Genomic DNA, 25385 nt, shown 5'->3' on the forward strand with positions numbered 1-25385 from the left:
GTCGCCGAGGCCGGGCGCTGCGAACCCTGACCACTCCGCGCCCGGCCTCGGCTCAAGCTTCAGCCCAGGACACCGTCTGTCAGATAAAGTTTAAACTTTTACAGCTGACGAAGCGAGGCGATCTCGCTGGCCAGAAGCTTGCGCGCCTCGAAACTCTGCCTTGCGATCAAAAGCGCGCTATAGACGCCGGCATTGCCGACCGGTTTCAGCAATTGGGCATCGGCCTTGTGCGACAGTGCCCATTCGACACGCCCCGGCGCCTCGGAGCCGATCAGCGCTATCAGCGGCATCGGTGCCTCGCCCGGCTTCCACGGAAATTGCTCGTCAAAGCCGAGGTCGACGTCGAAGAAAACGAAGTCCGCCGCCAAGGCTTCGGCCGGCAGTTCCGGCCAGAAGCCAATCGCCTCAAGGCCGATGGCCGACAATTGCCTTGTGATCGCCTGCACGGTCGGATGTGGACGATGCAGGACAAAAGCCCTGGCGCCTCCAAGGTTCGGGATACGCGCCATCTTGCTCACGACACCACCCGCAGGCGTGGCCGCCCGAACGTCTCCGTCCGGTCATAGCGGGAAAGGTAGGGATCGGGTGCCACGCCCTTCGTCAGCGTGACCGTTTTGAACGATGTTCCATCGATACGTCCGATCTGCACCGGCAAGGTAGCGTGCTGCGTTTGCGGGTCGATGGCGATGTCGCCCAGCGGTGTTCGAAATGATGTTCCGGCAAAGACCTTGGGAAGGTCCGTCCATTGCGCACCGGGGTTGCGGGTGAGGATCTCGGCGAGCGTGCGCACCGAGGCATAAGCCGCCGCCTCGAAGGATGAGGCAGGCATGACGGAAGACACTGAAGCCGCTCCGCGATCCGCCCCCGAGGTGTCGTGAAAATAGGGCCCAACGGAAAGATGACCATCGCCTGCCCCGTCGAGCGCCGGCAATTCGCATTCCGTGAGATTGCAGGACAGGATCGGGCAACGCTCCGGCCTGAAATGCGGGTCGCTCCGGCCAAGCTCGGCATAGGCGGCGATAAACGCATAGGAAGACGGGCCGATGAGATTGTTCAGAATGAAATCAGGTCTCGTCGCCTGTATCTCCGCGATCAGCCGCGCAACATCGACCTCGCCGAGCGGCAGATAGCGTTCGCCCAGCACCTTGCCGCCAGCGTCCGCAATCAGGTCGCGCGCCACGCGGTTGGTCTCCCAACCCCAGATGTAGTTGGAACCGAGCAGGAAGCCGTCGGCGCCGAAACGAGGCACGACATAGGCAAGCAGCGGTACGAGATGCTGATTGGGGCAGGCGTGCGTGTAGACGACATGCTCGTTGGCTTCGAAGCCCTCGTACGGGCAGGCGTACCACAGCGTGCCGCCTGCCCTTTCCAGGATTGGAATGACCTCCTTGCGGCTCCACGAGGTGACGCAGCCAATGATGTGACGCGCGCCGCTGTTGGCGAGAATGTCCGCGCAGCCGCTTGCATACCGATCGATGTTGCCCTGCGGGTCGCGCTCGACCGGGATAAATTCGAATGGGATAGCGGGATCGGCGTTGACGTCGGCGATGGCGTTCACCGCACCCGCACGGCAGGATTCGGACACCAGCCGGTAGTTGCCGGACCGCGAATAGAGAATGCCGATCTCGATATGCCGTTTCAAGCAAAGCCTCAAAATGACAATGCCCCGCAGCCACCGCCGCAAGGCGAGGCATACGAGGCATTCTTGCCGCCCGGCGGCCAGAGCCGGTATTTGTCCTCACCGTATTACGCCCGCGCCCCCAGTCAAGAGCCGCCACACGAAACTTTGGCCAGCCGAAACGGTTCGACGTGGAGCACGCAACTCATGCCGCTGGTCGTGTAGAGTCCGCCCGGAACCAAAATTGCTGATGTCCAGGTATGAGGCCGGACAACCTGGTTCGCTACCATTCAAAGCAACGACTTTAATATCGGTTTACCTGAATCTGCTAGCAGCAATGACGCCGGTTTTCGACGGTCAAGCAAAGGGTCCACCTTGCCGCAGCAATTCAGCACTCCGTTCAGTCACCGGGGCGATCGCAACTGGTCGAGGTTGCACGGCTTCATGGGCGTCGAGTTGGAACTCGCGTCCGATGTTCTCGTGCCTCGCGTCGCCTTGGCCCGGAAGCTCGGTGGACGGGACTTTGGTGGCGGGAGCCGGGTTTGAGCGTCATTCGCGCCTTGCAAGGCGCCGACCTCCCGGCAGTCGCGAACATGTTTCAGCGCGTGCTGTTGAAGGAAAGGACCGAAGCGCCGGCCTCTCTCGTGGAATACATGAAACGGTTTTATCTGGATGCGCCCGGTTGCGGAGACGACCTCCGGTCGCTTGTCCACGTCAACAACGCCGGTCGCGTCTCCGGATTTGTTGGTGTCCACGTGCTGCCGATGACGTTCAACGGCCGACAACTACGCGCCGCCATCTGTAGCTCGCTCATGGTCGAAGACCATGAGCACGATCCGCTGGCCGGCGCCCGCTTGCTGAAAGCTTACCTGGATGGTCCGCAGGACATCTCCTTCAGCGAGACGGCCAACGATATCTCCGTGAAATTGTGGACGCGGCTGCGCGGCGTGGTCCTGCCGCAATACAGCCTTGACTGGGTCCGCGTGATGCGCCCCGCGGCCTTCATGCTCAGCCTTTCCGCCAATCGCATGGCGCTTGCCCGAATGCTCAATCCGTTGGCGCGTGCAGTCGACCGATTTTATTGCAGGAGGATGACGTCCAGCGAACGACGCTGGTCGGGTGTGGCGGTGGATGGGGCAGGCCACGGAGCATTTCGTACATCCGAAATCGACGGCCACGCATTCGCCAAGCTCATCGAGCCGTTTACCGCTCAATTCGCCCTGCGGCCGGACTGGACGGAAGACCAACTCGACCACATCCTGACCGATGCGGCACAAAAGCCGGATCTGGGCGAGCTTGTCTACGTTTGTGTGACGTCGCCAGTCGGCACCAATGTCGGCGCTTTCGCCTATTACGCACGGAAGTATGAAATCGGTCGCGTGCTGCAGATCCTCGCCCTCCCCGGCCAGGCGGGCTCCGTGATAGATTGCCTGATCGATCATGCCGCCGCGCGCGGCGTCAGCGGCCTGCGCGGACGCATTCAACCTGCACTTCTGGAGGCGATGCTTGGACGACGCATCGCTTTCCTGACCGTTGCCTCAACGGTGGTGCATTCACGCGATCCAGAGCTTTTGGACGCCATGAAGAACTCGCACGTCTTCCTGAATGGGCTTGCGGGCGAGCAGTGGAGCCGGCTGATCGGCAGCCGTTTCAGCTAAAACGGGACGCGTTCAAATCGGACCGTGCCACACCGCCCTACCTGTTTGTCAGGTGCCGATTTCCTCGACGTCATCAACGAGTTGCGGACGCTGGTGCAGATAACGCGTCGCCTTGCGTTTGGCGATGATATCGGCCCAGACGCGTTCCACTTGTGTGGCGGCCAACCCCGCCGCCTGCCCCACCACCTCAGCCGCCACGCCGTTGTTGAGACCGTAAAGGCAAAGATCCATACGGTCATAAGGAAGCGAGAAGTAGAACTCCTCCTGGGTCTGCGCCAGCGAGTAGGTATCGGTTGTCGGAGGCCGGTTCAGGATTTCCTCCGGAACGCCGAGATGGGCCGCCAGCGCATAGACCTGCGTTTTGTAGAGGTGGGCAATCGGCTTGACGTCCGCGGCGCCGTCACCGTTCTTCACGAAGAAACCCTGATCGTATTCCAGCCGGTTCGGCGTTCCAAGAACGGCGAAGTTCAAGCGATCGGCATGATAGTATTCAATCTGCTTGCGGGTGCGCTGTTTCATATTGGTAGCGGCGACGACGCCGAGATAGACAGGCAGCGGCATTCTCAGTTTCGTCTGCTTGCCTTCCGGATCCTGCACCACCAGGGATGAGATATTGTAATCCCCGCCCTCAAGGACGTTCGCGATCACGATCTTCGAGGCCCAGCCTTCGCCGTATTCCGGGACCAATTCGCGGATGAAGGCGTCGCGACGCTTGTAGCACCCCATTGCGCGCAGGATCGGCCCGATATCCTCCGTCACAGCCTCGACACCAAAAGTTTCGGCGACGAGGCGGCCGAGCCGCAGACTTTCAGGATCGGAATCGCTTTCCGGCATGAACAGGCAAAGCACATTCTTGGGGCCGACGGCTCGTGCCGCCAACGCGACCGAGACGCTCGAATCGATCCCGCCCGAAAGACCGAGCACAAGGCCCCGCTTGCGAAGCCCGCGCAACTGCTGGCGCAAGGCCGTTACGATACGGTCCGTTTCGGTGGCCAGGTCGATCGCCAGAGCCTGCGCCAGAAAGGTCCGCGCATCCTCGGTCGGGCGAACATTCATTGCGCGGCCTCCATTGTTTCTGCCGCAAGCCGACGGCTGACCTTGCCGGTATCGGTCTTCGGCAGCTCGCGGCGGAACTCGATGACCTTGGGGACCATGAAGTCCTCAAGGTGGCGTGCGCAGTGACGTATGATATCCTTTTCGCTCAGCGCCGGGTCGGACCGTACGATAACTGCGCCGATCGCATGCCCGAGCACGGGATCCGGCACACCGACAACCACCGCTTCCGCGATGCCCGGATGAGCATGAAGCACGGCTTCCACTTCCTTGGGCGCCACCTTCTCTCCCCGCGACTTTATGATGTCGTCCTTGCGGCCGACGAAATAAAGAAAGCCTTCTTCATCGGCCCTGAATAGATCGCCGGTGTAGAGAACCTTCTCCCAAGGGTTCGGACCCGGGCGCAGGGCTCGTGCCGTCGCAGTTTCGTTTCGCCAATAACCCTGCATGACGTGCGGCCCGCGAATGACCAACTCACCTGCTACGCCCGACGGCACCCGTTGCCCGTGGTCGTCGACGACAAAGGCTTCGGTGTTCGGAATGGCTATTCCGACCGAACCCGGCCGGCGGTCGAGCTCCTCGGGCGGCAGATAGGTGCAGCGCTTGCATTCCGTCAGGCCATACATCGAATAGAGCCTGACACCGGGGAAAAGGAACCGAAGGCGTTCTATGTGAGGCGGCGGCAAGGCAGCCGCCGTGTTGGAAATATAGCGAAGGCTGGGCAGGAAGCCCGGCGCCAGGTCCCTCATCTGCAGGATCATCGCTGCCATCGTGGGCACGAGCGGAAGCCCGGTGACGCCTTCCTGGCGGATGCGTTCAAATATCGCTTGGGGAAAAGCGAAGGACTTCTCGAGCACGAGCGTGGCGCCGAGCCTGACAGCCATCAGCAGCTGATAGAGGCCGTAGTCGAAGGCGAGGGGCAGAACATTCAAGATGATGTCGTCTGGCGAGTTGCGCAGATAAGTGGTGATGGAGTTGGCCGCCGCGTCGCAATTGCGGTGCGTCATCATCACGCCCTTGGGCCGGCCGGTCGAGCCCGAGGTGTAGATCAACATCGCAAGATCGACGTCAATGCCGCGATGGTCAATCTCCCTGGCTTGGAACGTCAAGCAATCCGCCAGCGATGTGGCACCTGCCGGGCATTGATTATCGGCAGCAACGGTGGAAGCCACGAAGATGCCGGTCTTGCCGGAGGACGTCTTGCCGGAGGATCCAGACGCCTCGGCGACCACGGGCATCAGTTTTGCTTGCGTGAGGATCGCGGCCGCATCGCAATCGGCGATGATGTAGGCCAGCTTTTCGGCCTTGGTGGATGCGTTGATCGGACTGAACGTCGCGCCTGCTTTAAGAACCGCGAAAATCGAAACCGCAGCCTCCCAGCAATTGTCCATGAAGATCAGCACCCGGTCGTCGCGCCTGACGCCATTCATGAAAAGGGCGGCGGCCAGGCGGCTCGAGAGATCGTCCAGCTCTTCGTAGCACAGCCTTTTGTGCTCGGTGATCAATGCCGTTTTGGCTGGATGGGCAGCGGCCTTCGCCGTCAGAAAATGTTCGATCCGCACGGACGCTCCTCGCCGATGGCGCCTACGCTGCCAACGCTTCTGCTTTTGCCTCGATGAAGGCTGAGATGCGGTCAATCGAATCCAAATTGGCCGGTACGATGTCGGCATCGACCATCGCGATGCCGAAATCATCCTCTATGAATGCCACGAGCTCCAACACGGCCGTCGAGTCGATGATGCCGTTCTCGATCAGTGATGCGGTGTCTGCAAGCTCGTAGGACGTGTCGCCGAACAGGAAGTTGTCGACGATAAAGGTTTTGACCTTGTCCTTGATTGTTACCATGATGTTTCCTTCCCTCGATTTCTCAGGCCGCTCGTGCTGCACCGACCTTTTGGCCGGTGAAAATCTTCTGCCACAGTTGCGTCGATAAGATGCCGACGAAGGCCGCATTGTCGCGGAATCCGGACGCTGGCTGCAAGCGGCATTTCTCGTGCAGGTTCGCCACCGCCTTGGCGTTGAATAGTCCTCCGGCGGCGATGCTCGCCTCGCTGAGCGAGTCGCGCACGTAGTCCAGTTCTCCGGCTCCAACGAAGGAGCGGGCTTCCGGCGCTCGGTAAGGCTGTTTGGTGCGCTCCCGGATGGCCGTCGGAAGCAGGTGCTTGGCAACTTTGCGCAGTATGTGTTTTTCCACCAATCCCTTCAGCTTCATTTCCGGCGGAAGTCTCGCCGCAAACTCCACCAAGCGATGGTCAAGGAAGGGGAAACGCCCTTCGATACCGTGCGCCATGGCCATGCGATCGCCCTGGCTGGAGAGGATGTAGCCCGGCAGGAGAAAGCGGGTTTCGAGATATTGCGCCTGATGCAGCGGATGCCACCGGGAAAACGCCTCAGGCAACCGGCTGGCCAGGTCCTCGGCCGCGTCATACCCCCTCAATGTCGCGCGCAGGTCACCGGAAAAGAACATCTTCGCCGCTGATGTGGTCTTGAAACGCGGCCGATGGGAGAACAGCGGATCGTCCAGGGCAGCGCTGCCGGTGCCGAAAAACGCGGCCAGGTACTCTACGGACTGCTGTTGCAGACCCGGCAGATAGGGATAAAGCTTGCGGAAAAGCTGTGGCCTTATGCGCGATGCTGGCTGTCGTGCGCAGAAACGGCGAACCCGCGCTTCCTTGAAGACATCATAGCCGGCAAAGACCTCGTCGGCGCCTTCGCCTGTCAGCACTACTTTCAAACCGGCCTGGCGAACGAGGCCGGACAATTGATAAAGGGGCGCCGGGGCGGTGCGGATGATCGGCCGCTCGGTAAAGCGGATGACTTCGGGAAACACACCGGCGATATCGCCGGCACGGCAGGCTATGGTTCGATGGCGCGTGCCAAGTGCTGACGCCATTTCGGTCTGGAAGGCGCTTTCGTCATGCTCAGCACTGTCGAACGTCACGGAAAATGTCTGCAGCTTAAGAGGAGTCATGCCGGCCGCGAGTGCCGAAACGAGGGATGAATCGAGCCCGCCCGAAAGGTAAGAACCGACCGGCACGTCGGCGCGCATGCGAAGCCTCACCGCGTCGGTCAAAAGGGCCTGCAGTTCTTCGGCCGCGTCATCCTCATTGGTGATCTTCGATGGCGCATCTCGATGAGGATAGTCCAGATGCCAGTATGGTTTGACCGTCACTTGCCCCTGTGTCGCGATCATCACGCTTGCCGGCTCCAGCTCGTGGATATTGCGGAAAGCCGTGCGTGGAGCGATCGGCGCCCACAGCGTAAAGATCTGGTCGAGTGCAATCGGATCGATTTCGGCCGAGATGCCGGGTACCTTCAGCAGGGCTTTTATCTCCGACGCAAAGTAGAGCACTCCGTCGCTGCTGGTGTAGAACAGCGGCCTAACACCCATGCGGTCTCTTGCAAGCACCATCCGCCGCCGCCGGTTATCCCAAATCGCGAAGGCGAAATCACCCTTCAGGAGAGACAGGCAGTCTTCGCCCATCTCGTCATACAGCTGCAGGAGAACTTCTGTATCGCTCGACGTGCGGAAGCGTCGGCCCTTGGCCAGCAGCCCTTCGCGCAATTCCACGTAGTTGAAGATCTCGCCGTTGAACGCAATCGTCAAATTGCCGGTTTCGTCGGACATCGGCTGCTGGCCATCACCAATTCCAATCACCGACAGCCGCGCATGCCCAAGTCCTGCCTCGGGCGCTACGAATTTCCCTTGTTCATCCGGCCCGCGATGGGCGATCGCGGACGTCATGCGCGCAAGCAAAGCTTCCGCATCCCGGACTGAACCGAAATAGCCCCCGAATCCGCACATCTACACAGCTCATACTGAACAGCAAGCCACGAAACATAGCGGTCATAAGCGCCTCAAAGGTTAATCGGATACTTTTCAGCGAGCATGTGGTTAACAGGGTGTTAGGACAAAATGATGCTTTTGCGGACCGACTTGTGCCCCACTCCAGATGTCACGCTTGATGGCGAGCTACTGTTGCACGAGCACCATGGGCCAGGTTCTTCAAAGCTTCGCGCCGGATCAGTTGCGGATTTAGGCCGAATGCCAGTGACATCGGTTCGCATCGAGATGGAAGACGTCACGGCGAGCGGTGCAAATTACTGTTTCGAGTACGGCCGGTACCAATCGACAAACTTCTTCAGCCCGTCCTCTATCGAAACGCTAGGCCTGAAGCCGAAATCCCGCTCCAGCGCGGTCATGTCGGCGTAAGTCTTCTCGACGTCGCTCGTCTGCATCGGCTCGTTGTGGCGGATTGCCTTGACCTCGAGCAGCCTTTCCAGAATGTCGATGAAGTCGCCCAGGCGCACCGGCCGGTTGTTGCCGACATTGTAAAGCCTGTTCGGCGGAACGTCAGCCGCCGGCGGCTTGTCGAGCACGGCGACAACCGCCTTCACAACATCGTCTATGTAGGTGAAATCGCGCCACATTTCGCCATTGTTGAAGACCCGGATCGGCTTGCCCTCGAGCATCGCCCGGGTGAACATCCAATAGGCCATGTCGGGACGGCCCCAGGGGCCGTAGACCGTGAAAAACCGCAGGCCGGTCTGCGGTATGCCGAACAGATGGGCGTAGGTGTGGCTCATCAACTCATCGGTTTTCTTGGTGGCAGCGTAAAGCGAAACGGGCTTGTCGACCTGGTCGGCTTCGCTGAACGGCACGCTGCGGTTGCCGCCATACACCGAGCTCGACGAGGCATAGACCAGATGCTCGAATGCCGGTTCTGTGCGACAGAATTCGAGCACTTCAAGGTGGCCCATGACATTGGAGCGGATATAGAGCCGCGGATTGTCGAGTGAGTGGCGCACGCCCGCCTGCGCGGCGAGATGGACGATCCTGACGATGCCTTGCCCGGCCAAAGCGGCCGCAAGCGCGCCCTGTTCGGCAATATCGATCTGGTGGAACGAAAAATCCTTATGGGGCAGAAGCCCGGCAAGCCGCCCCTTTTTGAGCGCCAGGTCGTAATAGTCGTTCATGTTGTCGACGCCGACGACCGCTTCTCCCCGGTCGAGCAGATGGTGGCAAACGTGACTGCCAATGAACCCCGCGGCTCCGGTGACAAGTATAGGCAACAAGCTTCTCCACGCGCATAGCCGGACCGGTATCTGGAGCGGCAGATCCGGCCATTTCGTCGTGCTATAGTCGAAAGCCGAGGTGGAGACCACCATTAACCTGATGCGTCAGCTTGCCTCGCGCATGGCTTCGGCCGCCTGCAGGTCGACCGACACCAGCTGGCTGACGCCTTGCTCGGCCATGGTCACCCCGAACAGCCGGTCCATGCGCGCCATGGTGATCGGGTTGTGGGTGATGATGACGAAGCGTGTCTCGGTGGTTGCGGCCATTTCGTCCATCAAATTGCAGAAACGCTCGACGTTGTGATCGTCGAGCGGCGCGTCGACTTCGTCGAGCACGCAGATCGGCGCCGGGTTGGTCAGGAACACGGCGAAAATCAGCGACATCGCCGTCAACGCCTGCTCGCCGCCGGACAGCAGCGTCATCGTCTGCGGCTTCTTGCCGGGCGGTCGCGCCAGGATCTCGAGCCCGGCTTCGAGCGGATCGTCGGACTCGATCAGTTGCAGCTCGGCGGTGCCGCCGCCGAACAGATGCGAAAACAGCCGTTGAAAATGGCCGTTGACCACCTCGAAGGCGGCGAGCAGCCGCTCGCGGCCTTCGCGGTTCAGGCTGTGGATCGCCTGCCGCAGCTTGCGGATCGCCTCGATGATGTCGTCGCGCTCGGAAACGATGGTCTCCAGCCGGTCCGACAGTTCCTTCTGCTCTTCCTCGGCGCGCAAATTGACGGCGCCCAGCCGTTCGCGTTCGACCTTCAGCCGGTCGAGCTGACGCTCGATCTCGGCCATTTCGGGCATCGGGCTGTCGGGTTCGAGGCCGGTGTGGCGGATCACAAGATGCGGCGGCGTGTTCAGCGTTTCCTGGATGCGCGCTTCGACTTCCAGCCGCCGCTCGTCGGCGGCGGTCAGCCGCTCTTCGGCGCGAACACGCGTTTCGCGAGCTTCGGCGAGCGACTGGATGGCAGCGGTCGCAGCCTTGTCCATCTCGGACTGCCGGTTCTCCGCTTCCTGCAAGCGGTCGCCCGCAGCTTTTCGCAGGCTTTCGGCCTCGGCGAGCTGCGACAGCAAGGCGCGCCGCTTGGCGTCGATCTCGTCGGGTGCGTCGGCCAGTTGCTCGCGCTCGGCCTCCGCCTCGGCCTTACGTTCGCCGAGTGCCGCAATCTGCGTCGAGGCGTTTTCGGCGCGCTCTACCCAGTTGCGCCGTTCAGAGCCGATGGCATCGAGCCGGCGCGCACGTGCCTCGGCTTCCCGCCTCAGGCCCTCGTGAACGGCACGCGCATCGGCAAGGGCGGCGCGATCGCGGGCGACGTTGGCGGCCGACTGCTCGAGCTGCAACTGCAGATCGCCGAGATCGGGCGCGTCTTGCAGCAGCATTTCCGCCTCGATGAATGCCGCCGCCGTTTCCTCATGGCTGTCGACAATGCGTGCGCGCGCCTCGTCAAGTGCGGCACGCCGGCTCGACAGTTCGCCGCCGGCTTTTTCGGCCTCGGCCAGCGTGTTGCGGGCAGCGTCGAGCCCGTGCTGGGCGTCGCGCCCGGCCTGTCGGGCATTGCGTTCGGCCTCGCTCGCCTGGGCAAGCGCCTGTTCGGCCTGCGCAAGGGCCTGTTCAGCTTCGCGCAGGGTGCGCGTCGCTTGGACTGCTTCGGCATCGAGTTCGGCCAGCCGGTTTTTTTGCGCCAGCCGCTGCGCGGCGGCGGTCGGCGCATCGGCGCTCGCGGTGAAGCCGTCCCAACGCCACAGCGCGCCTTCGCGGCTGACCAGCCGTTGACCGGGAGCAAGCAGCGTCTGCAGCCTTCTTCCGGCGGCGGCCTCGACAATGCCGATCTGGGCCAGCCGGCGGGCCAGCTGCGCCGGCGCGCGCACAACGCTGGCGAGGCTCCTTATGCCTTCGGGCAATGCGGCGTCGGCGGGCTGGATTTCGCTCTGGCCCCAATGCACCGGCGCACTGCGGTCGAGCGGCACGTCGAGATCTTCGCCAAGCGCGGCACCCAGCGCCGTTTCGTAGCCGCGCTCGACGCTGATCTGCTCCAGCACCGAGGGAAATAGATCGCCGCTGGCGGCGTTGAGGATCTTGGCCAACGTGCGGGCCTCGGTTTCGATCCGCGCCAGCTCGGCCTTTGCGTCCTGAACCGGTGGGCGGGCAGCACTTTCGCCCGCGCGTGTCTCGGCGACCGCCTGTTCGGCGGTAATGGCGGCTGCCTCGGCCTCTTCGAGCAGCGCCAGCGCCTGATCGACCAGCAGCCGCTTCTCGGCGGGATCGGGCAGGCCGGCGACCCTGGAGACGATCTCCGACAATTCGCGGTCGACATCGGCAAGCTGGCGGGCAAAGCGGTCGCGGCGCTCAGCGGTGTCGCGCAGCGTCCGTTCGATCTGGTTGCGCGAGGCGGCGGCCTCCGCCCGTTCGGCGGTCAGCGCGGCGAGCCTGGCCTCGCTCAAGGCAAGCGTCGATGCCGCCTGCTCGAAGGCCGCGCGGGTGCTGGCCTCGCGCTCGGCGGCGCCGGCGTTTTCGGCGTTGAGCGCGGCTTCTTCGGCGGCGAGACGTTCGAGGATATCCGCATTGTCGCGGACCATGCGCTCCTCGCGGGCAAGGTCGCCATCAAGCTGTTGCAGTCGGCGGTCGAGCTCAGCCTGGCGGGCGCGGATGCGGCCTGCCTCTTCCTCGATCTGCGCCTTGGCGATCGACAGACGTTGGAAGGCTGCGGCGGCGGCGGCTTCCGCATCGCGCAGGTCCGGCAGCCGGTGGGCGTTGATACCTTGTTCCCTGGCGGCAGCCATCTGGGCGGCGGCACGGTCGCCGACCAGCGCGGTGGCAATCGCCAGCGCCGAACGCGCTTCGCCTTCCTGCGTCTTGGCCAGCGTCCAGCGCAGATGCAGCAGCGTCGCTTCGGCCTTGCGGATGTCGGCCGACAGGTTCTTGAAGCGCGAGGCCTGGCGGGCCTGGCGTTTCAGGCTTTCGATCTGGCTTTCCAGCTCGCCGACGACGTCGTCCAGCCGTTCGAGGTTCTGTTCGGCTGCCTTCAGCCGCAGCTCGGCTTCATGGCGCCGTGTGTGCAAGCCGGAAATGCCGGCGGCCTCTTCCAGCAGTGCGCGGCGCGCCTGCGGCTTTGCCTGGATCAGCTCGCCGATGCGGCCCTGGCCGACCATCGAGGGCGAGCGGGCGCCGGTCGACTGATCGGCGAACAGCAGCTGAACGTCCTTGGCGCGAGCCTCCTTGCCGTTGATGCGGTAGAGCGAGCCCGCCTCACGCTCGATGCGACGCGAGACCTGCAACTCATCGGCGTCGTTGAAGGCGGACGGCGCGGTGCGGTCGCTATTGTCGAGGAACAGCGTGACTTCGGCGGTGTTGCGGGCCGGACGCGTTCCCGAGCCGGAAAAGATGACGTCGTCCATGCCGGACGCACGCATGTTCTTGTAGGAGCTTTCGCCCATAACCCAGCGCAGCGCCTCGACCAGGTTCGACTTGCCGCAGCCATTCGGCCCGACGATGCCGGTCAGGCCGCGTTCGATGACGAACTCGCCGGGTTCTACGAAGGATTTGAAGCCGAGCAGGCGAAGGCGCGAGAACTTCATTCGCGCCTGCCCATCGCCAAGTTTCGCAAAACTGTTCCGCGGTTTTGCGAGGAGAACCCGCGGCAAGACAAAGAAGTGCGCACGCCGAAGCGACGCCGCTTCGGCGCTGCCGAAACGTCAGAGCAGAGGGTCGATGATGGCCGACATTTCCGCAATCGACATCGCCCCTTTGTAGGTCTTTCCGTTGATGAAAAAGGTCGGTGTGGAATCGACCTTGAATTCGTCGGCGCCGCGCTCCTGGACGGATCTCACATCGTCCAGAAGTTTCTGGTCCGTCAAGCAGGCCTCGAAGGACTCCTGTGTAAAACCGGCAAGCTTGGCGATTTGCAGCAGTGCGTCCTTGGTATTGTTCACACCAACCCAGTTTGCCTGCTGCCTGAACAGCACGTCGACCATCGGGAAATAATTGTCCTTTGAGCAGCGCGCCAGCATGAAACCGGCCTCGGCGCTGGGATCGAACGGAAATTCGCGCAGGATATAGCGGGCCTTGCCGGTATCGATATATTTCGTCTTCAGCTCCGGGAATGTGGTTTCGGCGAAATGCGCGCAGTGCGGGCAGGTCATCGAAGCATATTCGACGATGGTGACCTTTGCGTCGTCCTTGCCGAGTTGCATGTCGGGCAGCGCGCCGGGCTTCAACAAGGCTGCCATATCCACCGTGCCCTGAGCTTCAGGCGCTTTGGCGGCGGCCGGAGCGGCCGGCTTCGGAGGTTCCGCCGGAGCCGCAGGCTTCACATCCTGCGCCTCGGCTTTCTCGCCCGAGTCGCTGCAGGCGGCAAGCAGCGCCGCTGCTGGTATTGCGGCCAGCGAAGTCAAAAGGTTTCTGCGGGACAAGGAACGGATCATACGAATCACCTGGCAATAGTTGGATTTTGCAATGCAAAGGCTACAAAAAGCGAGAGTTGGCGCGAATTAAGGCATTACCGCGCCTATTCCAATCGCCAAATCCGGGCATGCCATCACGATAGCGCGAGATCACGGCTTCTTTTGCCCGAGAATGGTGGCGCCAAGCCGCTCCAACGAGGCGCGCAGCCCGCCGTCCTCGATCAAACCGACGGTGCCGGACAGCTTCGCTTTCTCGGCCGCAGTCAATGGCCGCAAACTGGGTTTCGGCTTGTCCTTGCCCGCCATTACAGGCTTCTGCACGATCCTGATCCGGCCGATCGCATTGAAACCGAGGAAGGCATTGACCCGGTTGATGATCTCGCCGGTCTCGTGCTGCAGATGCAGTGCCGCGACACCCTCGCAGGCAATCACCAGCACCGCCGGTTCGAACGGATCGTCCTCGTGCATGCGGCGCGGCCACTGGATCTTTTCCGGGCGCGAGCGGCCCGCAAGCCGCGGCCCGGCAATTTCTTCCCATGACTGGACCAGCCCGATCGACATGCCGGCCCGCTTGCGCAGCACCGGGTCGAGGATCTCGGTTGCGAGATCGCTCACCGGAACGGGATTGCCGAAGGGCCTTTTCCCTGCCATGTGCGTTCTCCAGTCACCAGCTTCAGCACCAATGGATTAGGGCCGACCCTCGATCAATGGCACTGCACGACCAGACCCGCAAGGCCGTATCCGGAGACAATGGCGAGATCGCATCCCGGCTGCTTGGCTGGTACGACGCGCATCACCGCGACCTGCCCTGGCGCGTTCCGCCGCGCGCGCTGGCGGGCGGGGCGCGGCCCGATCCCTATCTGGTCTGGCTTTCCGAGGTCATGCTGCAGCAAACCACGGTCGAGGCGGTAAAATCCTATTTTCGGGCTTTCGTGCAGAAATGGCCAACTGTCCAGGCACTGGCGGCGGCACCGACCGAAGACGTCATGAAGGCCTGGGCCGGGCTCGGCTATTATTCCCGCGCCCGTAACCTCAAAGCCTGTGCCGATCTCGTGGCGCGGCAAGGCGGTCGCTTTCCGGACAGCGAGTCCGGCTTGAGGGAACTGCCCGGCATCGGCGCCTATACGGCGGCGGCGATCGCAGCGATCGCTTTCGACCGACCAGCCGCGGTCGTCGACGGCAATGTCGAACGGGTGGTCTCACGGCTGTTTTCGATCGCCACGCCGCTGGGCGAAGCCAAGGGCGAGATACGCGGCCAGGTCGAACGCATGGTTCCCCGGACAAGGCCCGGCGACTTCGCGCAGGCGATGATGGACCTGGGCGCGACGATCTGCACGCCGCGCCGGCCCCGCTGCATGCTCTGCCCTGTTCGCGAGGATTGCAGCGCCACAATCTCGGGCGACCCCGAACGCTTTCCGGTCCGCCTACCGAAGGGCGAGAAACCATTGCGGCGCGGCGCCGCCTTCGTCGCGGTCAGGGCTGACGGCGCCATTCTTTTGCGAAAGCGTTCGGAAAAGGGCCTGCTCGGCGGCATGACCGAGGTGCCGACGACCGGCTGGACGGCGCGCATCGACGGCGCCACCACGGAAGCGGCAGCCCCGTTCCCCGGCAATTGGCGGCAGGCCGGACGAATCGGCCATGTCTTTACCCATTTTGCGCTTGAACTCGACGTGTTCAAGGCGGAGACCGACAGTGCCGCCCCGGCCGGGCATTTCTGGTCGCTGGTCCATGAAATTTCCGGGGAAGCGCTGCCGACTGTCATGAAAAAGGTAATCGAAGCGGCGATACCGGGCGCGACGAAGAAGCAGCACCCGCATTGAACGAGAGAAGAATGACTGAAATCCGCCACATCGTTTTCGACATCGGCAAAGTGCTGATCCACTATGATCCGGACCTGCCCTTCAGCCGCTTGATCCCCGATCCCGACGAACGGAAATGGTTCTTCGACAATGTCTGCACGCATGATTGGAACATCGAACAGGACCGCGGCCGCAGCTGGGAAGAGGCCGAAGCACTGGCGATCGCGCAATATCCCGAGCACGCCGAAAACATCCGTAATTTCCGCCGGCACTGGCACGAGATGGTGCCTCATGCCTATGAGGACAGCGTTGCCATCATGATCGGCCTGATCGAGAGCGGCCACGACGTGACGATGCTGACCAATTTCGCCGCGGATACGCTTGCCGAGGCCCGCGAGCGCTTCGATTTCCTCAATCGGCCGCGCGGCGTGACCGTGTCCGGCGACATCCGCCAGATCAAGCCGGATCGCGCCATCTATGATCACCACGTCGCCGCATTCGGCCTCGAACCGTCAGCCACGCTGTTCATCGACGACAGCCAGAAGAACGTCGACGGCGCCAAGGCGGCCGGCTGGCAGTCGGTGCTGTTCACCGATGCACAGACGCTCAGGGCGGACCTTGAGCGTCTTGGGATCAAAGTGTGACTTGAATCGCTTCCAGAGGTTGGTTGAGCCTTCGCATTTACCGATCTGTGGCAACTCGGAAGCCGTCAGGCCCCTGCCCGTTCGATGCCCAGGCGTGCAATGCGGCGAAGCTCGTCGATCGGGGTCAGGCCGCCGCTGCGCTCATAATGCCAGAAGGTCCAGCCGTTGCAGGCGTCCAGCCCCTGCACTTGTGCGCCGATCTTGTGGATCGACCCGGCGCTGTCGCCGATTGCCAGCGTGCCGTCGGCACGCACCTTTGCCGCCCAGCGCTTCTTGGCATCGTAGAGCGTGGCGCCGGGCGCCACCAGGCCATTGTCGAGAAGCGTGACGAAGGCGACGCGCGGCTCAGCCCGCTTGCCGGTTAGTACCGTCAAATTGGCGCCTTCCAGCGGCCGGACCGCATCGATACGTTCCATGGCGGCATCGATATAGGCCTGCTCACGCTCGATGCCGACGAAGTGACGGCCAAGCCGCTTGGCCACCGCACCGGTGGTACCTGAACCGAAGAAGGGGTCGAGCACGATGTCGCCCGGCCTGGTCGATGCCGTCACGACGCGGGCAAGCAACGCTTCCGGCTTCTGCGTCGGATGCAGTTTGTCACCATTGTCGTTCTTCAGGCGCTCGCCGCCGGTGCAGATCGGAAATAGCCAGTCTGAACGCATCTGAATATCATCATTAGACGCCTTCAGCGCCTCGTAGTTGAATGTGTAACCCTTACCCTTTTGGTCGCGCGATGCCCAGATCATCGTCTCATGCGCGTTCTGGAAACGGCGGCCACGGAAATTGGGCATTGGATTGGTCTTGCGCCAGACGACGTCGTTGAGGATCCAGAAGCCCAGGTCCTGCATCTTGGCGCCGACCCTGAAAATATTGTGGTAGGAGCCGATGACCCAGATCGTGCCGTTGGGCTTCAGCACGCGGCGTGCCGCCAGCAGCCAGGCGCGGGTGAAGGCGTCGTAGGCCTCAAAACTGTCGAACTGGTCCCAATGGTCGTCGACGGCATCGACCTTGGATTGGTCGGGCCGGTGCAGATCGCCATCGAGCTGCAGATTGTAGGGCGGATCGGCGAAGATCACGTCGATCGACTTTTCCGGCAGCCGTTCGAGCGCGGCGACGCAGTCGCCCTTCAGGATCGTATCCAGCCACTCGGATTGCTGGGGAGCATCGGAAAGCTCGTCGAGAAGACGCACGGCAGACATTGTGACACCCAAGGCACGCGTTACTGTTTACTGTCCGTTATGGTTACCGATCAGCGTAAATATTCAGTGAAGCAGACTGCCGAATTTGCGAAGCCCGGCCTGTTGGTGTATGCCGCGCCGCCTGAGCCGTTTGGACCAAAGGGCCCTCGGCATTCCCTTCATCCCGCTTTCCGGACCACCATGCCCCAGCCAGATCTTGTCATCTTCGATTGCGACGGCGTGCTCGTCGATTCCGAAATCATCGCCGCGCGTATCGATGCCGAGCTTTTGACCTCGGCCGGCTACGAGATATCGGCCGAGGAGATTTCCGAGGTCTATGCCGGGCTGACTTTCAAGGACATCATGATGCGGGTCGAGGAAAAGTCCCGGATCCCGTTCCAGGCCTCCCTGATCGACAAGGAGGAACAGCTCGTCGATCGCCGGCTGCGCAGCGACGTGCGTGCTATCGACGGGGCGCACGAGGCTGTCGCCGCGGTAGCAGTGGCGCGCTGCGTCTGTTCGAATTCGCGTTCGGAGCGGATCGAATTCATGCTGGAGAAGGTGCAGCTTTTGCCGTTCTTTGCCGACCGTATCTTTTCCTCGCTGGAAACACCGACCGGGAAAACCAAGCCGGCGCCGGACGTGTTTCGGTTCGCCGCGGAAAAGCTCAAGGCGAACCCCGCGAACACCTTCGTCATCGAGGATTCCGTGCATGGCGTCACCGGCGCTAAGACGGCGGGAATGCGCGTCATCGGCTTCACCGGCGCGGCGCACAGCTATCCCGGCCACGCCGATGCGCTGACCGAGGCCGGTGCGGAAACGGTCATCCGCCGCTGGGCGGAACTGAAAAGCGTGATCGCCGCGCTGTCGGAATGGTCGGCGGACGCCTGAGAGGCCGCCTCCAACCGCCGTGGCGCGAATGCACAGGCTCAGTTGGTCGCGGCGGCTTTCTTCTTCTTCGGCTTGTCTGTCGCTACTTTCGGAGCGCCCTCGTCATACCCGGCATATGCCTGGTAGTCCCGCGCCGTCGGCTCCGGAACGACGACGTTGGAATCGGTGTAGACGAACTGCGTGGCACTCGAAGGATCGGTGACCTGGACTTGATAGGAGTGAAGCTGCGAATAGAGAACTTCGGTGCCGTGCATCACCGCGATGCGGATCGGCATGGTGATGGTCCCGGGGGTGAACATCGGGCCAGGCACGACCTTGCCGGCGACGGCTATCTTCATCGACAAGGAGCCGTTGGCGCGGCTGCAGTCGCGGGTCACATCGGTGATCGAAGCCTGATAGATGATCTTGGCGGAATCGTCCGGCTGATCGACGCCTGCCGCGTCCGCTGCCGGCTGGGCGGCTTCCTCGGCGGCAACATCGGTTTTTTTCTTCGGCTTCGGACCGCTCTTGGCGTAGGTATTGAAGAAGGCGGTGCCGTCACGCAACGTCACTTTCGGGCAATAGGCCTGCAGCTGGCTGGAAAGCACCTTGGGATCGGGTGGCGGTGGCGGCGTCGTATCCTTCTTGCCGAAGCCGAGAATGCCATTGTCGCTCGATTGGCAGCCTGCGGCGGCAAGCATAAAGCCGGTGAGCGCCAGACCCGCGACAAAACGACCGTTGAATGAATGAAACGCCATGAACTGCACTTCCCTCTCGCAAAGCCGGTGACGTATATCAACCGCGCGGCAAAAATGCGACTGAGCCTGCGCAGAAATCCACCACCTCGCGGCGGGCGAAAATTCCCGGCAACAATGGAAACGTGACGATGCAATATGTGAGTACCCGCGGGGAAGCGCCCGCGCTTGGATTTTCCGACGCGGTGCTGGCCGGGCTGGCGCGCGACGGCGGGCTCTATCTGCCGAGCGCCTGGCCGCATTTTTCCGCAGCCGAGATCCGCGCCATGCGCGGTCTTGCCTATCCCGATCTTGCCATCCGCGTGCTGTCGCCGTTCCTCGGTGGCGAGATCGCGGCGCCGGTGTTCGAACGGCTGGTGCGCGAAGCCTATGCGACCTTCCGCCATGAGGCCGTCTGCCCGCTGGTGCAGACCGGGCCCAACAGCTTCGTGCTGGAGCTCTTCCACGGCCCGACGCTCGCGTTCAAGGACGTGGCGATGCAGCTTCTTGCACGGCTGATGGACCATGTGCTGGCCGAGCGTGACCAGCGCGCCACCATTGTCGGCGCCACCTCCGGCGACACCGGGGGGGCCGCCATCGATGCCTTTGCGGGGCGCAACCGCACCGACATCTTCGTGCTTTTCCCGCACGGCCGCGTCTCGCCGGTACAGCAGCGGCAGATGACGACCTCGATCGCGGCAAACGTCCATGCCTTGGCGATCGAAGGCAATTTCGACGACTGCCAGGGCCTGGTGAAGGACATGTTCAACGACCACGGTTTTCGCGACCGGGTATCGCTGTCCGGCGTCAACTCGATCAACTGGGCCCGCATCATGGCCCAGATCGTCTATTATTTCTCCTCCGCGCTGTCGCTGGGCGCGCCCGACAGGCCGGTTTCCTTCACCGTGCCGACCGGCAATTTCGGCGACATCTTCGCCGGCTATGCCGCCAAGAAGATGGGGCTGCCGATCGAACGGCTGATCATCGCCACCAACGACAACGATATTCTGGCGCGCACGCTGGCGACCGGCGAATACCGCATGAAGGGGGTCTTTTCGACCACGTCGCCCTCGATGGACATCCAGGTGTCTTCGAACTTCGAACGCTTGCTGTTCGAGGCAGCCGGCCGCGATGCCTCGACCGTGCGGCGCTACATGGACGGGCTCAAGCAGTCCGGCGCCTTCACCGTCGAGGCCGGCGAAATCGCCAGGATCCGCTCCGAATTCGACGCCGGCCGCGCCACCATGGACGAGGTCGCCGCCACCATCCGCACCACACTTGCGGCGAGCGGCTATCTGCTCGACCCGCATACGGCCGCAGCCGTGCATGTGGCCGCCGGCAAGGCTGCGGGTGAGGTGCCGATGGTGGTGCTGGGCACTGCGCACCCGGCAAAGTTTCCCGCCGCCGTCGAAGCCGCCAGCGGCGTGTCGCCTGCCCTGCCTGCATGGCTAGGCGGGTTGATGAGCGCCGAGGAAAAATACACGGTACTTCCATCCGACCTGAAAATGGTGGAAGATTATCTCGGCCGCCACACGCGGGCGGCGCGTTAGGGAGTAATTGCCATATGGGTGTTGAGGTAAGCCGTCTGTCGAACGGCCTGACAGTCGCCACCGAAACCCTTCCAAGCCTCGAATCTGTTGCCCTTGGCGCCTGGGTCAAGTCGGGCGCACGCAACGAGCGTGACGAAGAGCACGGAATGGCGCACTTGCTCGAGCACATGGCTTTCAAGGGCACCAGGCGGCGAAGCGCCTTCGAGATCGCCTCGGAGATCGAGGACGTCGGCGGCGAGATCAATGCCGCCACCAGCGTCGAGACGACCTCCTATTATGCAAGGGTTCTGAGCGACGACGTGCCGCTGGCGGTCGATATCCTTTCCGACATCCTGCAGGAATCCGAATTCGATCCGCAGGAGCTGGAGCGAGAGCAGCATGTGATTCTGCAGGAGATCGGCGCCGCGCACGATACGCCCGACGATGTCGTTTTCGATCACTTTACCGAGACCGCCTTTCGCCACCAGACTATCGGTCGCTCGATTCTCGGCACGCCGGAAACCGTCAAATCCTTCACTTCGAAGCAGTTGCACGACTTCATCGAACGGCAGTACGGCGCCGAGAACATGGTGATGGTGGCGGCCGGCGATATCAAGCACGATGATTTCGTGCGCGAGGTCGAAAAACGTCTCGGCGGCTTCCGCGGCAAGGCCGACGGCACCATTCCGCAATATGCGCAATATGTCGGCGGCGATTTTCGCGAAGACCGCGACCTGATGGACGCGCAGATCGTGCTGGGTTTCGAGGGCCGCGCCTATCACGTCCGCGATTTCTATGCCTCTCAGGTCCTGTCGATGATCCTTGGCGGCGGCATGTCGTCGCGACTTTTCCAGGAAGTCCGTGAAAAACGCGGCCTGTGCTATTCGGTCTATGCCTTCCATTGGGGTTTTTCCGACACCGGCGTCTTCGGGGTCCATGCGGCGACCGGACAAAGCGATATTGCCGAGCTGGTGCCTGTGATTATCGATGAGTTGCAAAAGGCCGGTGAAAACATCCTGCAGGAGGAGCTCGACCGGGCGCGTGCCCAATACCGCGCCGGGCTGATCATGTCGGCCGAGAGCCCGGCCAGCCGCGCCTCGCAGATCGCCAGGCAGTTACTTCTGTTCGGCAGGCCGATCGCCAAGGAAGAGCTGATGGAGCGGCTGTCGGCGTTGACTGTCGAGCGGCTGACGGATCTGTCGTCTCGGCTTTTTTCGACCAAGCCGACGCTTACAGCCGTCGGGCCGGTGGGTACGCTCGCGCCCTATGAAGCGATCCTCGATTCGCTTTCGGGCACGCAGATCACTGCCCGCAAGCTCGCCGTCTAAGCCTATTCGAGCGTCGTGTTCGCGCTCCCTTTCTTTCGCCGCGACCTGCCGGCGCTGAAGGGCGACCTTGTCACGCTGCGCGTACCGCTGACCAACGACTATCGCGAGTGGTCGGTGCTGCGCGGCGAAAGCCGCGCCTTTCTTGAGCCGTGGGAACCGCGATGGACCCCTGACGAGCTCGACCGCACGGCGTGGCGGCATCGTATCGGCCGCTACCGCGAGGACTACGCGCAGGGGACGGCGATCGCTTTCTTCATCTTCGAGAAAAGCAGCGGCAAGCTGGCCGGCGGTATCACCCTCGGCAATATCCGCCACGGGGTCGCCCAAAGCGGCCATATCGGCTACTGGATCGGCGAGCGCTTCAGCGGACGCGGCCTGATGACCGATTCCGTCAAGGTGGTGACGCGTTTCGCCTTCGAAACGCTGCGGTTGCACCGGATCGAAGCTGCCTGTATCCCCGATAACGCCCGGTCGATCCGCGTGCTTGAAAAAGCCGGATTCCGGCGCGAAGGACTGCTACGATCCTATCTGAGGATCAACGGCATCTGGCAGGACCATTACCTATACGCCCGAATCGCGGACGATCCGCCGGGCGTTGGAACAAAGGACTGATTTTTGACGAATTTTCTGCGCAACGGGTCGCTGCTTGCCTTTATGCTGGCGGCAATCGTCACGCTCTGCGCGGCATCCTCGGCGTTTGCGGTCGAACCGATCAAGATTGCCCGCGACGACGTGGCGCTCGACCTTTCGGGCGCCGTCGAAATCTACCGCAACCAGGGCGAGAATTTCCAGGTCTCGACGGCACCCGGCCCAGACGGCATCGTACGGCGCATCGAGGTCGAGGCCAATGACGCGCGCTCGACCGGCGACTGGGCGGTGTTCGCGCTCGCTAACACCACCGACCAGCAGCTCGACAGGCTGATTGTCGCACCGCATTTCCGGCTGGTGAATTCCGGCCTGTTCTGGCCGGACCTCGGCTCGACCCGTATCGCCGCGATCACGCCCAGCGAAGGCTTTGCGCTCGACCGCCAGACCAGCCCCGACGCCGACGTGTTCCGGGTGACGCTCAACCCCGGAACGGTGATTACCTTCATCGCCGAACTCGCCTCGCCCAAGCTGCCGCAGGTCTATCTGTGGGACCCTGAATCCTACAAGGACTCGGTCAATTCCTACACGCTGTTTCGTGGCATCGTCATCGGCATCGCCGGCCTGCTGGCGCTGTTCCTGACCATTCTTTTCGTCGTCAAGGGGACCTCGATGTTCCCGGCAACGGCGGCCCTGGCCTGGGCGGTGCTTGCCTATATCTGCGTCGATTTCGGCTTTCTCAACAAGATTATAGAAATCTCGCCGGGCAATGAGCAGATGTGGCGCGCCGGAACGGAGGTGGCGCTTGCGGCGACCTTCGTGGTGTTCCTGTTTGCCTATCTCAACCTCAACCGGTGGCACGGCCATTTCAGCTACGGCGCACTGGTCTGGATTCTCGGGCTGGTGCTGATCGCCGGCGTCGCCATCATCGATCCGGCGGTTGCCGCCGGCATTGCCAGGCTGTCCTTCGCCGCCACCGCGCTGACCGGGCTCGGCCTGATCATCTTCCTCGGCATCCGCGGTTACGACCGCGCCATCATGCTGGTGCCCAGTTGGGTGATGGTTCTGCTATGGCTATGCGGATCGTGGATGGCGATCACAGGCATGCTCGACAACGATATCGCCCAGCCGGCGCTGGGCGGTGGGCTGATCCTCATCATCCTGCTAATCGGCTTCACCGTGATGCAGCACGCTTTTGCCGGCGGCGCCCTGCATCAGGGCCTGTTCTCCGATCTCGAGCGCCAGGCGCTGGCGGTTGCCGGATCGGGCGATACTGTGTGGGACTGGGACGTGCTGCGCGACCGCGTCGTCACTCGTCCCGACGTAAGCATCCAGCTCGGCCTTGCGCCCAACAGCCTCGGCGGCCCAGCCCGCAACTGGCTGCCGGTGCTGCATGCCGACGACCGCGACACGTTTCGTACGACGCTCGACGTCGTGCTCGAGCACCGGCGCGGCCGGGTGTCGCAAAACTTCCGCCTGCGCGGCGCCGACGGGCATTATCACTGGTTTGCGCTGCGCGCCCGGCCGGTGATCGGCTCGGACGGCGAGGTCATCCGCTGCGTCGGCACCATGGTCGACGTGACGGAGCAGAAGAAGTCCGAGGAACGGCTGCTGCATGACGCCGTACATGACAATCTGACCGGCCTGCCTAACCGCGAGCTGTTCATGAACCGGCTGGAGGCGATCATTTCGATCGCCCGCACCGAAGAGAAGGTGCGCCCGACCGTCTTCGTCATCGACATCGACCGCTTCAAGCAGGTCAATGACGGGCTCGGCATCTCGGCCGGCGACACCATCCTTTTGACCATCGCGCGGCGGCTGCACCGGCTGCTCAAGCCGAAGGATTCGCTGTCGCGCTTTGCCGGCGACCAGTTCGCGCTGATGCTTTTGTCGGAGCAGGATCCGGCTCGCATCGCGGCCATTGCCGATGCCATCAAGCACGCCATCAACAACCCGATCACCTTCGCCAAGCGCGAGATCGTGCTGACCGCCTCGATCGGGCTGATCACCTGGACCTCAACCCAGACTTCGGCCGAGGACATGGTCAAGGATGCTGAGCTCGCCATGCATCAAGCCAAGCGCTTCGGCGGCGACAGGATCGAGCCTTTCCGGCCTGCCTTCCGCACGGTCGGCACCGACCGGCTGCAGTTCGAGTCCGACCTGCGGCGCGCCATCGAGCGACGCGAATTCACGCTTGCCTATCAGCCGATCGTACGGCTGGAGGACGGCAGCGTTGCCGGCTTTGAAGCCTTGCTGCGCTGGGACCATCCGCGACGCGGCATGATCCCGCCGGCGGATTTCATCCCGGTCGCCGAAAACTGCGGCCTGATCGTGCAGCTTGGGCTATTCGCCATGCAGCAGGCTGCCGAAGACCTGGCGGGATGGCAAAAGCAGATCGGCGATGCGCCGCTGTCGGTCTCGGTCAATCTGTCCAGCCGTCAGCTCATCCGCCGCGACCTGGTCAGCGACGTCCGCTCGGTGATCGCGCGGGCCAATCTGAAACCGCGCTGCTTCCGGCTCGAACTCACGGAATCGCTGGTGATGGACAATCCCGAGCAGACCGCTCATGTGCTGACCAAGCTAAAGCAGCTTGGCATCGGCCTGTCGCTGGACGATTTCGGCACCGGCTATTCATCGCTGGCCTATCTGACGCGCTTTCCGTTCGACACCATCAAGATCGACAAGAGCTTCGTCGACGACGCGACGCCGAAACGCGCGGTGCTGCTCAAATCCATGGTCAACATGGCGCATGAACTCGGCCTGTCGGTTGTCGCCGAAGGCATTTCGGACGAGAGCGATGCGCTGGAGTTGCGGCAGATGGGCTGCGAATACGTGCAGAGCTTCATGTTCGGCGCGCCGATGCCGGGCGACCAGGTGCTGAAGACGCTGAAGGAACAGTACCCGCTCACTCAAGCGTGACAAGT

At 62.6% G+C, this 25385-nt stretch carries 20 protein-coding genes; 8 read left to right on the top strand and 12 right to left on the bottom strand.

Annotated elements, in window-relative coordinates:
- Positions 1-98: 98 nt before the first annotated feature.
- Both NKH23_RS26245 and NKH23_RS26250 read right to left on the bottom strand, forming a co-directional pair.
- On the bottom strand, positions 99-509 hold the full coding sequence (locus NKH23_RS26245; protein ID WP_502912380.1) for an ANTAR domain-containing response regulator: 411 nt from the start codon (positions 507-509) through the stop codon (positions 99-101).
- Positions 510-514: 5 nt separating this feature from the next.
- Complete coding sequence (locus NKH23_RS26250) at positions 515-1642, bottom strand: transporter substrate-binding protein (protein ID WP_352912445.1); 1128 nt, start codon at positions 1640-1642, stop codon at positions 515-517.
- Between the two features lie 518 nt (positions 1643-2160).
- Between NKH23_RS26250 and NKH23_RS26255 the strand changes: the two genes are divergently transcribed.
- Positions 2161-3276 carry a hypothetical protein gene (locus NKH23_RS26255; RefSeq protein WP_352716473.1) on the top strand — a complete coding sequence of 372 codons (1116 nt, stop codon included), beginning with the start codon at positions 2161-2163 and terminating at the stop codon, positions 3274-3276.
- Positions 3277-3324: 48 nt separating this feature from the next.
- Here the strand turns inward: NKH23_RS26255 and nadE are convergent, their stop codons facing one another.
- From nadE to NKH23_RS26295, 8 genes are all read right to left on the bottom strand, one after another.
- Complete coding sequence (gene nadE, locus NKH23_RS26260; protein WP_352463914.1) at positions 3325-4332, bottom strand: NAD(+) synthase; 1008 nt, start codon at positions 4330-4332, stop codon at positions 3325-3327.
- On the bottom strand, positions 4329-5891 hold the full coding sequence (locus NKH23_RS26265) for a class I adenylate-forming enzyme family protein (RefSeq protein ID WP_352716471.1): 1563 nt from the start codon (positions 5889-5891) through the stop codon (positions 4329-4331). Before NKH23_RS26265 ends, nadE begins: the two co-directional genes overlap by 4 nt.
- A 22-nt stretch (positions 5892-5913) precedes the next feature.
- Positions 5914-6177 (bottom strand): acyl carrier protein, encoded by a 264-nt coding sequence (locus tag NKH23_RS26270; protein ID WP_352716748.1) that lies wholly within the window; start codon positions 6175-6177, stop codon positions 5914-5916.
- A gap of 19 nt (positions 6178-6196) precedes the next feature.
- Complete coding sequence (asnB, locus tag NKH23_RS26275; protein WP_352716469.1) at positions 6197-8134, bottom strand: asparagine synthase (glutamine-hydrolyzing); 1938 nt, start codon at positions 8132-8134, stop codon at positions 6197-6199.
- 296 nt (positions 8135-8430) lie between these two features.
- Positions 8431-9402, bottom strand: a complete 972-nt coding sequence (locus NKH23_RS26280; RefSeq protein ID WP_352716467.1) for an NAD-dependent epimerase/dehydratase family protein — start codon at positions 9400-9402, stop codon at positions 8431-8433.
- A gap of 108 nt (positions 9403-9510) precedes the next feature.
- Positions 9511-12969 (bottom strand): chromosome segregation protein SMC, encoded by a 3459-nt coding sequence (gene smc / locus NKH23_RS26285; RefSeq protein WP_352716466.1) that lies wholly within the window; start codon positions 12967-12969, stop codon positions 9511-9513.
- A 117-nt stretch (positions 12970-13086) separates the two neighbouring features.
- On the bottom strand, positions 13087-13815 hold the full coding sequence (locus tag NKH23_RS26290; protein ID WP_353035748.1) for a DsbA family protein: 729 nt from the start codon (positions 13813-13815) through the stop codon (positions 13087-13089).
- A 129-nt stretch (positions 13816-13944) separates the two neighbouring features.
- The gene (locus NKH23_RS26295) at positions 13945-14445 is read right to left on the bottom strand and encodes a DUF721 domain-containing protein (RefSeq protein ID WP_023674157.1); all 501 of its coding nucleotides are present in this window, start codon (positions 14443-14445) and stop codon (positions 13945-13947) included.
- A 56-nt stretch (positions 14446-14501) separates the two neighbouring features.
- Here NKH23_RS26295 and mutY point away from each other — a divergent pair, with 56 nt between their 5' ends.
- Entirely contained in the window at positions 14502-15614 is a 1113-nt protein-coding gene (gene mutY, locus NKH23_RS26300; RefSeq protein ID WP_352716462.1) for an A/G-specific adenine glycosylase, read from the top strand.
- An 11-nt stretch (positions 15615-15625) separates the two neighbouring features.
- A complete protein-coding gene (locus NKH23_RS26305; RefSeq protein ID WP_352716460.1) occupies positions 15626-16237 on the top strand; it encodes an HAD family hydrolase in 612 nt (203 codons plus the stop codon).
- Positions 16238-16302: 65 nt separating this feature from the next.
- On the opposite strand, the gene NKH23_RS26310 is transcribed toward NKH23_RS26305, so the two are convergent.
- The gene (locus NKH23_RS26310) at positions 16303-17436 is read right to left on the bottom strand and encodes a site-specific DNA-methyltransferase (RefSeq protein ID WP_352716458.1); all 1134 of its coding nucleotides are present in this window, start codon (positions 17434-17436) and stop codon (positions 16303-16305) included.
- A 180-nt stretch (positions 17437-17616) separates the two neighbouring features.
- Here NKH23_RS26310 and NKH23_RS26315 point away from each other — a divergent pair, with 180 nt between their 5' ends.
- Complete coding sequence (locus NKH23_RS26315; protein ID WP_352716457.1) at positions 17617-18306, top strand: HAD family hydrolase; 690 nt, start codon at positions 17617-17619, stop codon at positions 18304-18306.
- A 38-nt stretch (positions 18307-18344) separates the two neighbouring features.
- On the opposite strand, the gene NKH23_RS26320 is transcribed toward NKH23_RS26315, so the two are convergent.
- Positions 18345-19043, bottom strand: coding sequence for a hypothetical protein (locus tag NKH23_RS26320; protein WP_352716455.1), 699 nt, complete (start codon positions 19041-19043; stop codon positions 18345-18347).
- A 128-nt stretch (positions 19044-19171) separates the two neighbouring features.
- Between NKH23_RS26320 and thrC the strand changes: the two genes are divergently transcribed.
- From thrC to NKH23_RS26340, 4 genes are read left to right on the top strand one after another with little or no spacing between them, the layout of a single operon-like run.
- Entirely contained in the window at positions 19172-20569 is a 1398-nt protein-coding gene (gene thrC / locus NKH23_RS26325) for a threonine synthase (protein WP_352716453.1), read from the top strand.
- A gap of 14 nt (positions 20570-20583) precedes the next feature.
- Positions 20584-21876: a M16 family metallopeptidase gene (locus NKH23_RS26330; protein ID WP_352716451.1), complete on the top strand. Its 1293-nt coding sequence runs from the start codon at positions 20584-20586 to the stop codon at positions 21874-21876.
- A gap of 15 nt (positions 21877-21891) precedes the next feature.
- A complete protein-coding gene (locus tag NKH23_RS26335) occupies positions 21892-22488 on the top strand; it encodes a GNAT family N-acetyltransferase (RefSeq protein WP_352716449.1) in 597 nt (198 codons plus the stop codon).
- A 3-nt stretch (positions 22489-22491) separates the two neighbouring features.
- Positions 22492-25380 carry an EAL domain-containing protein gene (locus NKH23_RS26340; RefSeq protein WP_292657502.1) on the top strand — a complete coding sequence of 963 codons (2889 nt, stop codon included), beginning with the start codon at positions 22492-22494 and terminating at the stop codon, positions 25378-25380.
- Positions 25381-25385 lie beyond the last annotated feature (5 nt).

This window comes from Mesorhizobium sp. M1328, from assembly GCF_040318075.1.
In the GTDB taxonomy this organism is placed as follows: domain Bacteria; phylum Pseudomonadota; class Alphaproteobacteria; order Rhizobiales; family Rhizobiaceae; genus Mesorhizobium.